The sequence below is a fragment of the Micromonospora sp. L5 genome (assembly GCF_000177655.2).
GTDB classification, from domain to species: domain Bacteria; phylum Actinomycetota; class Actinomycetes; order Mycobacteriales; family Micromonosporaceae; genus Micromonospora; species Micromonospora aurantiaca.
Genome location: NC_014815.1, coordinates 4,534,448 through 4,549,084, shown reverse-complemented (window position 1 = coordinate 4,549,084; position 14,637 = coordinate 4,534,448). Strand labels below are relative to the sequence as shown.

The window sequence follows — 14,637 nt, the reverse complement described above, 5'->3', positions numbered from 1 at the left end:
GCCGCCCCTCTCTCCGACGCGAACTGTCAGGGCCCGCCCATCGGCGACACCGGCCCCTGGCCCGACGCGCCCACGCGCCGCTCCGACAGTGCATCCCTCTTCCGACGAGGAGTCACCGCATGCCCAGATTCCCGACGCGTCCCGTCCGGCGGGCCCTCGTCGCGCTGCTCACCCTGGCCGCGGCCATCCTCACCGCGGTGACGGTCACCCCGTCACCGGCACTCGCCGCGCCCACCTTCAAGGCACCGTTCCCCTGCGGGCAGCGGTGGACGTACAGCCACCACAACGCCGAGGTGCGGCAGGCGCTGGACTTCGTCCGCGCCGACGGCGGTGTCACAGGCGGTACGCCCCAGATGGCGTCCGCCGCCGGAGTGGCCCGGCGCTACTCGCAGCCCAGCGGCGCCGGCAACTACATCGTCATCGACCACGGCGGCGGATGGACCACCTACTATTTCCACCTCAGCGCCTACTCGGTGCCCGACGGCGCCTACGTGCAGCAGGGCCAGCAGATCGGGATCACCGGCAGCACCGGCAACTCCTCCGGCGCACACGTGCACTACGAGCAGCTCTACAACGGTGTCGGCCAGGTCATCTCGATCAACGGCGTCTCGCTCGCGCCGTATCCCGGCCAATACAACCAGCGGTTCCTGGTCAGCGACAACTGCGGCACGCCGCCGCCGCCCGCGCCCCGCTATTTCGGTGGTTCGCCGACGGATTTCACCGGTGACGGCCGGGATGACGTGGTCGCGTTCACCCACGGTGCGCTGGCCGACGCGTATGTGGCCACGTCGACGGGTTCGTCGTTCGCGGGCACGTCGGTGAAGTGGCACGACTGGTTCGCCCTGTCCGGAGAGACCCCCCTGACCGGAGACGTCAACGGCGACGGACGCGACGACGCGATCGTGTTCACCCACGGCACCACCGCCGACGTCCACGTCGCCCTGTCCACCGGCACATCCTTCGCCGCATCCGCGAAATGGCACGACTGGTTCGCCCCCGGCACCGAAGTCCCCGCCGTCGGCGACGTCAACGGCGACGGCCGCGACGACATCATCACCTTCACCCACGACACCAACGCCGACGTCTACGTCGCCCTGTCCACCGGCACCTCCTTCACCGGCACCGCCGTGAAATGGCACGACTACTTCTCCATCGCCGGGGAGTTCCCCGCCCTCGGCGACGTCAACGGCGACGGCCGCGACGACATCATCACCTTCACCCAAGGCCCCGCCACCGCCGCCGACGTCATCGTCGCCCTGTCCACCGGCAACGGCTTCGGGGCACCGCAGAAATGGCACGACCTGTTCGCCGTCGGCGCCGAGCAGCCCCGGGTGGGCGACATCAACGGCGACGGCCGCGACGACATCGTCACCTTCACCTGCAACACCGACGCCGACGTCTACGCCGCCACCTCCACCGGCACCACCTTCGCCGGAACCACGATCAAGTGGCACGACTTCTTCTGCCTAACCGGCGAATTCCCCTACCTCGCCGACGCCAACGGCGACGGCAAAGACGACCTCATCGTCTTCACCAAAGGCACCACCAACGACATCTACGTCGCACTCTCCACCGGCACCACATTCGCCCCCAGCACCAAATGGCACGACTACTTCGGCCTCACCAGCGAAACCACACTCTGAGCCCCAGGAGGAACCATGCCGCACGACCGGAACATCTCCCCCACCGTGAGCCGCCGGCGGCTGCTCACCGGCGCCGCCGCGGTCGCGGCGACCGGCGCCCTCGCCGGCGCCTTCACCGCGCCGTCCGCGGCCAGTGCAGCCGTCAACGGGTACGGCCTGCGCATCGTCGACCGCAACGAGAACGGCGGCCGGTTGCAGTACTACCGTTTCGCCACCGACGCGATCGAGTGGGATCCGGCGGTGAACGTGCTGCTGCCCGACGGCTACCACACCAGCCGCAAGCGTTACCCGGTGTTGTATCTGCTGCACGGCGGCAACGCGGACTTCCGCACGTTCCACCTCCAGGACAACATCATCAACCTCACCGCGGGCCGCGAGATCATCGTCGTCATGCCGGACGCCTCCACTGGCTGGTACAGCAACCCGGTCAGCACCAATGTCGGGCCGCGCAACTGGGAGACGTTCCACATCGCCCAGTTGCTCCCCTGGATCGAGGCCAACTTCCGCACATTCCCCGAGTACAACGGCCGCGCCGTGGCCGGCTTCTCGATGGGCGGCTTCGGGGCCCTCAAGTACACGGCGAAGTACTACGGCCACTTCTGCTCGGTCAGCTCCCACTCCGGGCCAGCCAGCCTGCGCCGCGACTTCGGCCTGGTCGTGCACTGGGCGAACATCACCTCGGCCGCGCTCGACCTCGGCGGCGGCACCGTGTACGGCGCGCCCCTGTGGGACGAGGCACGGGTCAGCGCGGACAACCCGATGGAGCGCATCGAGAGCTACCGCAACAAGCGGATCTTCCTGGCGGCCGGCACGTCACCCGACCCGGTCAACTGGTTCGACTCGGTCAACGAGGGCCAGGTACTGGCGGGCCAGCGCGAGTTCCGGGGAGCGCTCAGCCGGGCTGGCATCCCGCACGAGTGGCGCGAGGTGCCGGGCGGCCACTACTTCCGCCACGAACTGTTCGTCCAGGACCTCGCCGGCATGCTCGGCCGGCTGCGCCGCGCCGGCTGACCCACCGGACCTGCGGCGCGTGGCAGGCCGCCACCAATCCGGCGACGGCCTGCCACGCCCGGTCGGCGGACCGCACGCCGCGCGTCCAAGGGGGCTCAGCCCGATCATGAAGTCATCCTCCGCCACCGCGCCGAGGCTACCGACCGCTCAACACGCCTTCTCGACACGGCGGGCCGGGTCGAGAAGTTCCGCGCCAAGTACGCCCGTCGCGAGCCCCGGGAGCCGCGCTGACCGAGGCGCGCATGCTGCTGCGCGCCGGGTACGCGATGCGCGGCGTCCGTCCGTCCACGACGAGGTTGCTGGTCGAGATCGTGGAGAGGTATCCCCGCCCCTGGTACGTGGTCGCGGCTGACGCGACGCCGGCTGGATACTGCCCAGGTGCGGGCTCAGCGGCCGGGACCACCCAGGTCGAGCCGGTCCTCGCGCACCCGGTCGGCCAACTCCAACTTCGTCCGGGTCGGGCGGCCCACCTCGGCATACTTGCGTTTGACCCGTTCCAGATACTCGCGCGCGGTCCCGTAGGCCACGCCCGCGCGGCGCGCGGCGGCCGCCAGGGTGGCCCCGGAGGCGTACGCGGTGAGCACCGCGCGCTCCTGCGGGGACAGCCGCGGCCGGTCGGCGCGGGCGTCGCGGCTGAGTACGAACGCGAGTTCCGGACTGATCGCCGACCCGCCGGACGCCACCTCGCGGATCGCCTCCACCAGCACGTCCAGGGGATGGCTCTTGGTGAGGTAGCCGGCCGCCCCGGCACCGATCGTGGCCAGCACGCCGTCGGCGTCGGGGACCGCCGAGACGACCAGCACCCGCCCGCCGCCGGCCCGGACACGCGCCACGTTGTCCGCCGGGTCGGATCCGTCGCGCAGGTTGAGATCGAGCAGGACCACCCGGGGCGCGTCCGCACCGCCGAGTCCGCCGAGATAGCCGTCGACCGTGGCGGCGACCTGCACCAGGCGAACGTCCTCGACCGGTGCCAGCCAGGTACGCAGCCCGTCGAGCAGCATCCGGTCGTCGTCGATCGCGGCGACAGTGATCATCCGGCCCTCTCACCCAGCCGCCGACGTCCACGCGCCGGGCGGCCAGCTCATCTCGACGGTGGTGCCCTGACCTGCTCCGCTGTCCACCAGCACCTCGCCGCCGGCCTCACCGATCCGCGCGCGCACCGACCGGGACAACCCTAGCCCTGGCCGGATCCGGTCCGGGTCGAAGCCGCGCCCGCGGTCCGCCACCGTGACCCGCAGCCTCGCCGGGTCCGGGTCGTCCGTCCCCGCCGCCGGGCCGGCCACCGTCACCAAGGCGGTCGAGGTGCCGCTGTGCCGGATCACGTTGTTGAGCGCCTCCCGGACCGCGCCGGTGAGCGCTCGCACCACGGCCGGCGGCACGTCCGGCGGGACGTCGGTGACCCGCAGGTGCACCCGCAGGCCGGTCGGCGCCAACTCCCGGATGACCGTGGTGAGCTCGCCGACCAGCCGCATTCCGACCGCGGAACCGGCGGACGCGATCAGGCCACGCAGATGGTCGGCGTCAGCGGCGAGTCGACGCCGCACCACCGGATCACCGGTGTCGACCGCGCCACGGGCGACCGCGTCCAGCGTGGACAGCACGGTGTCGTGCAACATGCGGTGCTGCTGTGCCACCTCCGAGGCGTAGGCGGCGTGCGCCGCGATCCGCTGCCCCGCCTCGGCCAACGCCGCCTCCGCCTTCACCGCCCGTACGGTCGCCCGGTCGGCGCGCAGTGCGGCCTGCCGCAGGGCACCGACCACCAGGCCGGCGGCCGCCGGCACACCCACCAGTGCCAGCAGGTTCCCCGCCGCCCCGGACAGCGCCGCCGGACCCAGGGAGACCGTGGCGTGCACCCCGAGCAGGTAGCCGACCGCCAGCGCGGCGTACCAGGCGAGGGCCTGACGACGCGACAGTGCCAGCGCGACGGTCAGGCCCGCGCCGATCGCGGCCGGCAGGGCCGGATGGCTGAACCCGGTGCCGTGGCCCGGCCGGGTGAGCAGGCCGCCGGCCACGAGGGCGACCAGCGCCACCGTCGCGTCCAGCCCGGCGACCCCCCGGCCCACCGCGCCCTGTCCGTGGACCCACACCAGCACGCCGACCACCGCGAGAGTCTGGACCGCGTACACCGTCACCGCCGCCGGCACCGACCGCAGTCCGGCCGTGCCGCCGGTGAGGACCGCGACCGGCCAGGCGGCGACCTGGCAGATCCGCACCACGACGAACAGCCCGATCAGGCCGGTGGTCAGCGGAATCGCCGGGGAAGGGCCGGGACCGGAGCGGGAAGCGGGCGGAGCGACGGCGGCCGTGGCAGTCATGGCACTCAGCATGCCGGACCGGGCCGGACCGCTGTCGGCAGGACTGCCGACAGCAGTTCGTCCGTCGTGCGGGGGTGCGACCGCACCAGGCATGATCGGGACGGCTCCACCGAATCCTGGTACGACCGGAAGGACAGGCAGATGAGATGTCTCCAGCGGAAGCTACCCGCGCTGGCCGGGATCGCGCTGCTGATCGCGGCGCCCGGTTGCGGCAACCCGGCCGTGCCGGTGAGCGGACCGGACAGCGCCACCCCCACGAGCACGGCTGCCCCGGCGAGCCTGCCGGGCAGCGACCAGGGCGACCGGGTCGAGGTGGACGGCCGGACTGTCGCCGGGGTGGCACCGGGGCTCGGGTTCCCCGCCGGCAGCAAGGTCGACACCGCGTTCGGCGACCCTGGCTCGGCCACGGTGATCCTCACCGCTCCTCCGCCCGAGCAGGTGCTCGCCCACTACCGCCAGGCGGGCCCGCCGGCCGGATACCCGGTGGGCACCGACACCGGTCAGACTCTGCACCTCGACGGACGCGGGTGGACCGTCGAGGTCATCGCCACCTCGCGCGACACCACAGTCACGTTCGCCCGCAACCGGCCGGCCGAGCAGTCGACCGCGCCGCCACAGGCGGAGGAGCCGGCGCTGACCGGCCGGGATCTGGGCGTGACGAACCTGCCGTTCAACTTCCGGTTCCCGCCGGGCAGCCAGGTGCGCGACCTCTCCGACACCGCCGCCGGCGCCCGGCTCACCCTGGTCGAGCCCGACCCTCAGCGGGTACTCGCGTTCTACCGCACCGCCCTGCCCCAGGGATTCTTCGACGTCACGGGCGACCGCACGACCGGCGGGACCACCATCATCACGTTCGAGAAGGACGACGGTGAGTGGACCGGCACCATCGAGGCTACGGACGACCGGGTCACCGTCAGCACGGTCCATCGTCGATAGGACGACCCTTCCGGCGGCCGGCACGTTCCCGTCCGACGGGCTTCGACGACGAACCGGGGCGGTGAAGGGCAACCGTCGGTGGCGTCAGCTGCGGGGGCCCGGACCGGCCACCTGCGTACCCTGGTCGCGCCGTACCCATCTGGCATCCTTCCGGGACACCCTGCGATCGACGAGCGCCAGCACCGTTGCGGGCCGGGCGAGGGCGAGGGCGGTTGGTCGAGCCGATGCTCATGCTCTGGCCTGCGAACGATGGCGTCGCCAGACGGCAACAACCCCCCGATGTGAGCCCGATCATCGATGCACGAGCACCCTATCCGACTGGGGAGTCGAGGAGAACTGGAGCGCTCCGGGTACGCGCTGCCCTCGAACCGGCGGCGTTCGCCACCGGTCTGGGTGTCGTGACCGCACCGCACGGCCGGCGCGTCCCGGCCGGACAGGGCAGGTCCGGCCGGGGGTCACCACGGGTTCGCCGGCGCCACCAGCAGCAGGCCGGTCGCGGGCAGCCCGGTGGTACCGCCCGTGGTACGGCCCGCCGTTGTCGCGCCGGCCTGCCGGGGCCGGTTGGCCTCACCCGGCTCGACGGCGTGCCCACGCTCGTGGTCTTCTGATCGTCCGCGGCCGTGGGCCGCTCTGCCTGCTCGGCTCCCCGCTCGCGCCTGTCCAACGTGTGTCATGCCGACTCGACTGTGAGGATGATCGGGTGCTGCCCGGTGCTCGGGTCTGACTCGCGTTACGGCCGGCCCTTCAGTGCCTTGAGTTTGATCTGTCGGCTCGAGTCCCGGGGGGTGTCCCTATGGGTTCGTCAAGCGGCGATCGGCGTCGTGGGGCGGGGTTGGTAGGGGATCTTGTCGCGGAGCATGGCGTATAGGACGTCGCAGCGACGGCGGGCGAGGCAGATGAGGGCGGCGTTGTGGCGTTTGCCTTCGGCGCGTTTGCGGTCGTAGTAGGCCCTGCTCACGGGGTCGGCCAGGGCTGCGAACGCAGCGAGGAAGAGCGCGCGTTTGAGGTTCTTGTTGCCGCCGCGGGGTGGGTGTTCGCCACGGATGCTGCTGCCGGATCGTCGGGTGACGGGGGCCAGGCCTGCGTAGGCGGCGAGGTGGCCGGGGGTGGCGAAGCTGCTGCCGTCGCCGACTTCGAGCAGGATCCGGGCGGCGGTCCTGACGCCGATGCCGGGCATCGAGGTCAGGACCGGGGCAAGAGGGTGCGCATCAAGCATCCTTTCGACCTGGGCGGCGGCCTGGTCGCGTTGCCGCAGGATGTCGCGGAGGCTGTCGGCCAGGCGGGGCAGGATCGTCTCCGCGGCCTGGGTGCCGGGGACGGTGACGGTCTGCTCGTCGAGAGCGGCCATGATCTGCTCAACGAGCCGGTCACCCATGCGAGGTGCGTGGACGGCGGCGATCGAGAGCAGTTTGCGGCGGCCGGCCTTGCGCAGGCCGACCGGGCCGCCGCAGCGGGACAGCAGTTCCAGGACCGCCTTGTGGTGGACCTTGGGGCCGAGGACTCGTTCCAGGGCGGGGTGGATCTGGGTGAGCAGTCCTCGGATGCGGTTGGACACGCGGGTGGCTTCGCCGGCGAGGTCGTCGTCGAAGCCGACCAGGATCTCCAGTTCGGCCAGAGTTTCGTCGCCGGTGTCGACCCGCCGCAGCGTGTGCGGCAGGGTGCGGGCCGCGTCAGCGATGACGTAGGCGTCGCGGGCGTCGGTCTTCGCGCTGCCGGGGTGCAGATCGGCGATCCGCCGCATCGCCAGGCCAGGCAGGTAGGCCACCTGATGCCCGGCCGCCCGAGCCACCGCGACCGGCAGGGCGCCGATCGAGGCCGGCTGGTCGACCACCACCAGGACACGGCCATGGCGGGCGAGTTTGTCGAACAGCTGCCGCAGCCGAGCCTCGGTGTTCGGCAACGCCGCGTCATGCAGCCGCTTGCCGTCCGGAGCCAGCCCGACTGCGTGGTGGTCACCCTTACCGACGTCCAAGCCGAGGTAGACGCCGTATTCGTCGTTCACCAGACCCGCCTCCACGCATCGTCCGTGGCCTCGGCCGCTGGTCCAGGCGTCGGACTGCCGGCAGCCACGTTACGAAGAGACCTACCCCCACACGGGTGGCCGTGTCCCTATCAGCGGTCCACCGACGCCACCCGACCCGGCGACAACACCCCCCGGATCATCCGTACGACAGGGGCAGGAAGTCATACCGGGCCGGGCGACCGAGGGGCCCCGGCTGGGGACGATCAAAAAGGTAACCGGGGGGGGCTTGCTGCCGCCGGACCGGCGCGACGTGTCCCGATAGGGGCTCCCGCCAACAAGGCGCCGTCACAGCCTGACCATCCTTGCCGGCCCGGCGACGGCCATCCGCTCCCGAGCCGTCAGGAGCCGAACAACCCCGCCCAGCTCGTCGCACCTGCGCGACCTCCGGCACCACCAGTTGTTCTTCGCCGACATGGACCGGCGGACGGCCAGGCCCCGGGCTGCGCCGCGACCCTACGGAGCCAAGGGCCGGCCTCTCAAACCACCACCACCGCCGGCCGCCCGGCCGGTCACTGGATGGATCCAGCCGCCGCTGCTCGACGCCGAAGTGCGCAGCTACCGCTACGCCGCAATCGATCTGCGGCACGGCCCCGCGCCGGACAACCCCTGGCTGGCCTGGGTACTGCACCTGGCCCACACCAACGCGGAAGCCCGTGGCTGGACCCCGGTCACACGCCGGGGAATGCAACGGGTACTGGTAATGCTGCTCGCCGACTACCAGGAAGGCGATCTGATCCGGGTCAGCGGCTTCGCGGACATCGTCGTGCGCCGCTGCACCAACCTCGACTGCGTCATCGAGATCCTCGCCACCTTGGCCGTCGTTGACGATGACCGACCGGCCGCCCTCGAACCATGGCTGCACGCCAAACTCGCCCACCCTCGCCCCGCCCTTTCGGCGCGATGTGCTGCGGTGGGCCCGGTCCTGCGCGATGGCGGACCACACGTCCGCGCCCGGCGCGTCGAGACCGTTCGCGGCTATGTTGCCGCTACCGTGCCCGCGCTGACCGACTGGGCGTGGCATCGCGAGCACCTGCGGGAGGTCACCCGCCGCGACGTCAGCACGTATCTGGACAGGCTGCACGGCAACCCACGCCAGACCGCGACCACGCCCTGCGGTCGCTTTTCGGCTGGGCCAAGCACAGCAACCTGATCTTTCGTAATCCGACCGCCCGGGTCAGAGGGCCACGCGTCGATGACGCGATCTGGCAGCCCCTGCGTCCCGACGAGCTGAACCAGGCCGTTACAGCCGCGACAACCCCGCAGGCCCGGCTCTTCCTCGTACTGGCCGCGGTCCACGCGGCGCGCCCCGGCCAGATCCGCGCGATGCACCTCGACGACGTCGACCTGCCTGGCCGGCGCATCACCATCGCCGGTCACGACCGCCCGTTCGACGAGCTGACCCACCACGCACTGCTCGACTGACTCGACTACGGGCGCCGTCATTGGCCGAACACCGCCAACCTGCACCTGCTCGTCAGTACCGAAAGCGCACTGTGGCACGGCGGGTCAGCCACACCTGCGTTTCACGCTGCCCGCCTCCGGTCTGGCCTCGCCGCATCTGGTCTACGGCGAGCGACCCTTCGACGTCTCCGCGAACTCGTTACGGCTGCTGACCACCGTCCCGGAGCCGCTGCCGGTCGACGGGCCGGCGCTCGGCGGTGGTCCGCCGCGTCGGCGGATCGCGCTGTCAGAGTTGACCGCGATCCTGATGCATCTTTCCTGCGGCTACACCGTGAGTGACCGGGTGGCGGCAGCTCACCGACAGTGCCCGAGGTGGCGGTCCGCCTGGGTAGTCGGAGCGGTCGGGGTGCTCCTGCCCGGGACTGCACCAGCGGCTTACCGGCTGCGCGGCTTCTCCGGGGACGTGCAGGCCGAGGTGATGACCGCATTGCGCTCAACCACGCGGGGGCCCAAGGTGGCGCGGCGGCTACTCAGACTACGCTCACCCGCCGCTCGGACGCCGCTGCGCGCCGGTGAGCCGCGTACGCCCGTGGAGCCGCCGGTGCCGCCGTCGGACGGCGGACACCCCGACGTCGTGCTCGCCCGCACGGTCGCCGCCGGGCTCATCACCACCGCCGAGGCCGACCTGATTGGCGCCACCCGCCTCGAGGACGTGTCGGCGGCCGACTTCGCCGATCGCCCACGGACGCGGCTATTGGGCGTAGCCGAGGAGCGCTCGCGGGCTGAGGAGCGCCTGATCTCACTTTCCCGCACCTGGCGATCCTTTTGACCGGCCCCGCTGACGGCGCTGACACCCCGCAACGGCCCGCCGAAGCCCTTCGAAGGAGGACGGCCACCGCGCCGGGCGCAGGTCCACCAGCTTTCCCTCGCTCATTCGCCCAGCCCTACACCTTGGGGCATAGGGCTCCGAACTGACTGGAAGTGATCATCCGAACGCTTGCGGAATCGCCCTCGTGACCTGCGTCAGGCCTGGGAAGTACTCTTCCGCTGTGAACGTTGCCCGAGAAACCGCCCGCGGTCGACTGGGTCCGCTGCGGGTGCTGCTGGTCGAGGACGATCCTGCCGACGTCGCTCTCATCGAGGACACCTTCGCCACTCACGCCCTGGCCGCTGAGTTGCACCACGTTCCCGACGGGGTAGAGGCCATGGCGTTCGTGCGCCGTCAAGGCCAGTACGCCGACGCTCCGCGCCCGGAGTTGATCCTGCTCGACCTGAACATGCCCCGCATGAACGGCCAGGAGGTCCTCGCCGCGATCAAGGCCGACCAGTGGCTCAAGACGATTCCGGTCGTCGTGTTCACCACTTCCGTGGTCGACGCCGACGTGCTGGCCAGCTACACAGCGCACGCTAGCGCCTACGTCACCAAGCCCATCGGCCTGGACGACTTCGAGCGCGTCGTTGGGCAGATCCACCGCTTCTACGGCCGCACCGCAAGCCTGCCTCCCGATTCCAGCACGGCCTGAGAAATCCTCCGCCCCAAGCGCTGAGCCACCCCCGCTTTCGTGGAGCTTCTTGACCACGGTCTGATGGCCGTGGGGGAGGAAGTCGTCCGTGGCAGCACCGAAGAAGTACCCCGATGAGCTTCGTCAGCGCGCTGTGCGCCTGTACCGCGAGTCGGACCCGAAGCCGGTGATCCGGCGTCTGGCCGAGCAGCTTGGTGTGCATCACGAGGCGCTCAGGAACTGGATCCGGCAGGCCGAGGCGGATGAGGGTGAGCGTCACGATCGGTCGAGCAGCGAGATGGTCGAGGAGAACCGCCGGCTGCGCAGGGAAGTTAGCGAGCTGCGGCGGGCGAACGAGATCCGGAAGGCTGCGAGCGCGTATTTCGCGGCGGAGCTCGACCCGCCCCGGCGACGGTCATGAGGTTCATCGGTGAACATCGTGACCAGTTCGCGGTCGCGCTCCTGCTACGGGTCCTGAACATCGGCGCCTCGACCTACTACGCGTGGGTCAAGCAGGCCGAGCAGCCCTGTGATCGGGACGTGGTCGACCTGGGGCTGATCTCCAACATCTACGAGATCTGGGAGACGTCCGGGCGCACCTACGGCGCGGACCGGGTCCACCGGCAGCTACGCCGTGACGGCATCCGCGTGGGCCGCAAGCGGGTGGAGCGGTTGATGGCGCAGCAGGGCTGGCAGGGGGCGTTCCTGCGTCGAGGCTGGCGCGGCGGCTCCACCCGACAGGATCCCCGGCACACGCCGGCACCGGATCTGGTCAACCGACAGTTCACCGCGACCGGCCCGAACCGCCTGTGGGTCGCCGACGCCACTCGCATCCCTGCGGCGAGGGCGCGTTCTGGCTCGCCGCAGTCCGCGATGCGTTCTCCCGCCGGATCGTCGGCTGGAAGACGTCTGACCGCTGCGACACCGACTTGATCCTCACCGCCCTCGAATACGGCATCTGGTCGCGCGACGTCCGCGACGGCCAATTGATCCACCACTCGGACAGGGGATCGAACTACACGTCTTTCCGCTTCGCGGAACGCTTGCAGGACAACGGGATCCTGCCCTCGATGGGTTCCGTCGGCGACAGCTCCGACAACGCGCTCATGGAGAACTTCTGGTCAACGTTGAAGATCGAACTCGTCTACCGCACCTCGTGGCGGACCCGCGACGAGGCCGAGAACGCGATCTTCGCCTACATCGACGGTTGGTACAACACCCGCCGCATCCAGAAGGAACTGGGCTACCTCAGCCCGAACGAGTACGAGGCCGCCTGGCACAACCACCAGACCGAACCAGCCGAACCACCTATCACCACCCCTGCACCAGCCGGCAGCAGGTAACCACCGCTCCAACAAAGCAGGGGAAACTCAGGAGTAGCAGCCGCGATAGGAAGCAGAGGGCTAGATCAACCCGATTCGGCTGGCGAACTCACGTACACCTAGCAGGTTGCGGCTGTCGCGGTTGAGTAGTTCGGTTGTGAGTTGCTGCGCCCATGGCCGGTAGCGAACCTCCTGCGGGGTGTCTCGCTCGGCAGCAAGCAGCGCCTGGAATGTCGCCTGTGGGCGCCCGCGGCCGTGTAGTGCCAGCGCTGTGTCTTCCCAGTAGCGAGCTCGGCGCTCCGGCATGACGATCCGGGCCGGGTCGACCTGCCGAGCGTAGTCGACAGCGGTGCCGTAGTCACCAAGCACCCGGGACACGCTGATCTTGTAGACAGCCAGGTCGAGCAGATTGAGCCATTTTCATCCTGCGTGGCGGTCGGCTTCGACGCGGTGCAGGACGAGGATGGCCTGCACGATCGCGGTCGCTCGGCGTGGGCAGCAGCGCTGCTTGACCAGGATTTTCCAGGTCTTGAGGGTGGCGATCGCGCGTTCGCCGCGGGCGCGGATCTTCGCGTGCGCTCGGTTGACGGCCTTCTGCCGGCGTGACAGCTTCGGCCGGAAGCGGCGCCGCTTGAACGGGGTGCGCACGCTGCCGGGGGCGCCTTGATAGCCCTTGTCCGCGAAGGTCATCACGTCGGTGCTGGCCAGGGCGTCGATGATGCCGTGGGTGCGGGCGGCGGTCAGGTCGTGCGTCGAGGCGGGCAGCGCGGCCGAGGCCCAGACGAGACGCCCGGCCGCGTCGGCGATGACCTGCACGTTCACGCCGTGACGCTTGTGTTTTCCGGAGTAGTACGGCTTCTGGTTGGCGACCCGGTCGATCGGGATCAGGGTGCCGTCGAGGATTGCGTAGGCGAGCAGACGGATCCTGGTCATGGCCGTGGCCAGGTCGTCGGCGGTCGCGGCGAGCAGGTCGATGGCCTCGCGGACATAACGCCAGGCGGTCGTGACGCCGATGTCGAATCCGGCGGCCAGGCGGGTGTAGGTGTCGCCGTTGCGCAGGTGGGCCAGGGCGAGCAGGGCTTGCCGGCCGGGGTCGAGGCGTCGCCACCGAGACCGTTGCTGCTGGCGGCGGGTTCGGATGAGGGCGGCGAGGTGGTTCAGGCTGCGGGTGGACAACGGAATCGCGGCAGGGTAAGACAGCACAGCGAGGCTCCCGGTTGGGGCATCTGATCTTGGTCGATTGCTGTCTTACCGGGAGCCTCGTCCTACCTGGACACCGGCCTCCCACACCGCCCGTGACCTGCGCCGTCACGATGAAAATGGCTCATAGGTGGCACCGCGAATCCGGCTCCTGCCGCGCCGGCCCTAACCTCGACGAGCACCAGCGCCCGAAGGCCCGGTGAGCACCTGGCCCAGCCAGAGCAGGTCCACCTCGCGGCTGATCAGCAGGGGCGCCGCCACCCCGCCCGCGCCCGGGCCGGCCACATCGCAGCCTTTCCCCGGCTGCATCGGTGGACGGCCTGCCGACCCACCGCACACGTACGGCCAAATCTCGCCCTGCCCAGCCTGACCGTTTTCAAGGGCGGAAAGGAGGTTTTACGCTCTCAGATCGATCGGGTTGAGATATAGCACATTGTCGTTTGCCGTTGCATAATGTCCGCTGCACGCATGGTCGCACCATCGGTTTCCGATGCAGCGACGTCGACCGAAGGGAACCGATTCCGTGAAGCAGGACCACTCACCTGTGCTGCCCGGCGACGGCGCCACGGACTATGCGCGCTACATGCGACTGAACACGCTGCTCGCCCTGCAACGACGGCCGGACGAGATGATGCACCGCGACGAGTTGCTCTTCCAGGTGGTGCACCAGTCCACCGAGTTGTGGCTGAAGCTCATCGCCGCCGAGTTGGCCGAGGCGGTCACCCGGCTGCGCGTCGGCGAGCTGGCGGTGACCGAGTCGCTGCTAACCCGGGCGACGTTGGGGATCCGACTGGTCACCGACCAGCTGGAGATGTTCCGGCACCTGTCCCCGGCCGACTTCCAGGCCATGCAACCGGCGCTGGGTAAGGGATCCGGGGCCGAGTCACCCGGATGGCGGCAGGTCCACGCTATGAGCCGGCAGCTCGGCCGGGCGTTCGCCGAGCACCTCGAAGTCCGAGGAATTGAACCGGCCGCACTGGGTCGGCCGGATCCCGCCGACCCCGTCCAGCGGCTCGCCGAGGCGCTCATCGAGTGGGACGAGCGGGTGTCGCTGTGGCGTATGCGGCACTACCGGGTCGCTCTGCGCGTCGGGGGCCACGATCCCGGCGGCGCCGAGGCGACGATGCTCGCCAAGTTCGTCGGGCACCGGTTCTTCCCTGCACTGTGGCGGGCCCGCCTGAAGCCCTCCGACGGATCCGCTAACGAATCACAGGCCGACCAACGTTGACAATCCTCGTTCACCAGTAATTGTCAATTTTTCCTCACCCACCTGCGTAGCGACCG

General features: G+C 70.2%; 15 protein-coding genes and 1 pseudogene. 11 read left to right on the top strand and 5 right to left on the bottom strand.

Annotation, left to right across the window (positions count from 1 at the left end):
• Window positions 1–119: 119 nt before the first annotated feature.
• The 3 genes and pseudogenes from ML5_RS31245 to ML5_RS33310 form a co-directional block, all read left to right on the top strand.
• The gene (locus tag ML5_RS31245) at window positions 120–1,643 is read left to right on the top strand and encodes a VCBS repeat domain-containing M23 family metallopeptidase (RefSeq protein ID WP_013476116.1); all 1,524 of its coding nucleotides are present in this window, start codon (window positions 120–122) and stop codon (window positions 1,641–1,643) included.
• A 15-nt stretch (window positions 1,644–1,658) separates the two neighbouring features.
• Window positions 1,659–2,654 carry an alpha/beta hydrolase family protein gene (locus ML5_RS21340; RefSeq protein WP_013476115.1) on the top strand — a complete coding sequence of 332 codons (996 nt, stop codon included), beginning with the start codon at window positions 1,659–1,661 and terminating at the stop codon, window positions 2,652–2,654.
• A gap of 153 nt (window positions 2,655–2,807) precedes the next feature.
• Window positions 2,808–2,885 (top strand): annotated as a pseudogene (locus tag ML5_RS33310) (50S ribosomal protein L31); the annotation flags it as partial.
• A 155-nt stretch (window positions 2,886–3,040) separates the two neighbouring features.
• Here ML5_RS33310 and ML5_RS21335 read toward each other — a convergent pair.
• Together ML5_RS21335 and ML5_RS21330 are read right to left on the bottom strand one after the other, a co-directional pair.
• Window positions 3,041–3,688: a response regulator gene (locus ML5_RS21335; protein ID WP_013476114.1), complete on the bottom strand. Its 648-nt coding sequence runs from the start codon at window positions 3,686–3,688 to the stop codon at window positions 3,041–3,043.
• Window positions 3,689–3,697: 9 nt separating this feature from the next.
• Window positions 3,698–4,969, bottom strand: a complete 1,272-nt coding sequence (locus tag ML5_RS21330) for a sensor histidine kinase (RefSeq protein WP_041784246.1) — start codon at window positions 4,967–4,969, stop codon at window positions 3,698–3,700.
• 141 nt (window positions 4,970–5,110) lie between these two features.
• On the opposite strand from ML5_RS21330, the gene ML5_RS21325 reads away from it, so the two are divergent.
• Window positions 5,111–5,905, top strand: a complete 795-nt coding sequence (locus ML5_RS21325; protein WP_013476112.1) for a hypothetical protein — start codon at window positions 5,111–5,113, stop codon at window positions 5,903–5,905.
• An 802-nt stretch (window positions 5,906–6,707) separates the two neighbouring features.
• Here ML5_RS21325 and ML5_RS21320 read toward each other — a convergent pair.
• Window positions 6,708–7,907 carry an IS110 family transposase gene (locus ML5_RS21320; protein WP_013476111.1) on the bottom strand — a complete coding sequence of 400 codons (1,200 nt, stop codon included), beginning with the start codon at window positions 7,905–7,907 and terminating at the stop codon, window positions 6,708–6,710.
• Between the two features lie 418 nt (window positions 7,908–8,325).
• On the opposite strand from ML5_RS21320, the gene ML5_RS31240 reads away from it, so the two are divergent.
• The 6 genes from ML5_RS31240 (at window position 8,326) to ML5_RS32410 (ending at window position 12,174) form a co-directional block, all read left to right on the top strand.
• A complete protein-coding gene (locus ML5_RS31240; protein ID WP_236619253.1) occupies window positions 8,326–9,078 on the top strand; it encodes a hypothetical protein in 753 nt (250 codons plus the stop codon).
• 657 nt (window positions 9,079–9,735) lie between these two features.
• Window positions 9,736–10,158, top strand: coding sequence for a hypothetical protein (locus tag ML5_RS33305; RefSeq protein WP_143766954.1), 423 nt, complete (start codon window positions 9,736–9,738; stop codon window positions 10,156–10,158).
• Window positions 10,159–10,378: 220 nt separating this feature from the next.
• Window positions 10,379–10,852 carry a response regulator gene (locus ML5_RS21305; RefSeq protein WP_013476110.1) on the top strand — a complete coding sequence of 158 codons (474 nt, stop codon included), beginning with the start codon at window positions 10,379–10,381 and terminating at the stop codon, window positions 10,850–10,852.
• Window positions 10,853–10,940: 88 nt separating this feature from the next.
• Complete coding sequence (locus tag ML5_RS21300) at window positions 10,941–11,252, top strand: transposase (RefSeq protein WP_013476109.1); 312 nt, start codon at window positions 10,941–10,943, stop codon at window positions 11,250–11,252.
• On the top strand, window positions 11,249–11,764 hold the full coding sequence (locus ML5_RS32905) for an IS3 family transposase (RefSeq protein WP_091331546.1): 516 nt from the start codon (window positions 11,249–11,251) through the stop codon (window positions 11,762–11,764). The genes ML5_RS21300 and ML5_RS32905 overlap by 4 nt, the downstream gene beginning before the upstream one ends.
• Window positions 11,722–12,174, top strand: a complete 453-nt coding sequence (locus ML5_RS32410; protein WP_236619455.1) for an IS3 family transposase — start codon at window positions 11,722–11,724, stop codon at window positions 12,172–12,174. The genes ML5_RS32905 and ML5_RS32410 overlap by 43 nt, the downstream gene beginning before the upstream one ends.
• 60 nt (window positions 12,175–12,234) lie before the next feature.
• Here ML5_RS32410 and ML5_RS31615 read toward each other — a convergent pair whose 3' ends face one another.
• Window positions 12,235–12,522 (bottom strand): hypothetical protein, encoded by a 288-nt coding sequence (locus tag ML5_RS31615; protein ID WP_227457594.1) that lies wholly within the window; start codon window positions 12,520–12,522, stop codon window positions 12,235–12,237.
• Window positions 12,523–12,573: 51 nt separating this feature from the next.
• Window positions 12,574–13,356: an IS5/IS1182 family transposase gene (locus ML5_RS21290; protein WP_013476108.1), complete on the bottom strand. Its 783-nt coding sequence runs from the start codon at window positions 13,354–13,356 to the stop codon at window positions 12,574–12,576.
• A gap of 520 nt (window positions 13,357–13,876) precedes the next feature.
• On the opposite strand from ML5_RS21290, the gene ML5_RS21285 reads away from it, so the two are divergent.
• The gene (locus ML5_RS21285) at window positions 13,877–14,581 is read left to right on the top strand and encodes a tryptophan 2,3-dioxygenase family protein (RefSeq protein WP_013476107.1); all 705 of its coding nucleotides are present in this window, start codon (window positions 13,877–13,879) and stop codon (window positions 14,579–14,581) included.
• Window positions 14,582–14,637 lie beyond the last annotated feature (56 nt).

Coding starts and splice junctions, on each gene's coding strand:
- ML5_RS32905 (WP_091331546.1), top strand. CDS start 11,249: ATGAGGTTCATCGGTGAACATCGTGACCAGTTCGCGGTCGCGCTCCTG.
- ML5_RS21340 (WP_013476115.1), top strand. CDS start 1,659: ATGCCGCACGACCGGAACATCTCCCCCACCGTGAGCCGCCGGCGGCTG.
- ML5_RS31245 (WP_013476116.1), top strand. CDS start 120: ATGCCCAGATTCCCGACGCGTCCCGTCCGGCGGGCCCTCGTCGCGCTG.
- ML5_RS21335 (WP_013476114.1), bottom strand. CDS start 3,688: ATGATCACTGTCGCCGCGATCGACGACGACCGGATGCTGCTCGACGGG.
- ML5_RS21330 (WP_041784246.1), bottom strand. CDS start 4,969: ATGACTGCCACGGCCGCCGTCGCTCCGCCCGCTTCCCGCTCCGGTCCC.
- ML5_RS21325 (WP_013476112.1), top strand. CDS start 5,111: ATGAGATGTCTCCAGCGGAAGCTACCCGCGCTGGCCGGGATCGCGCTG.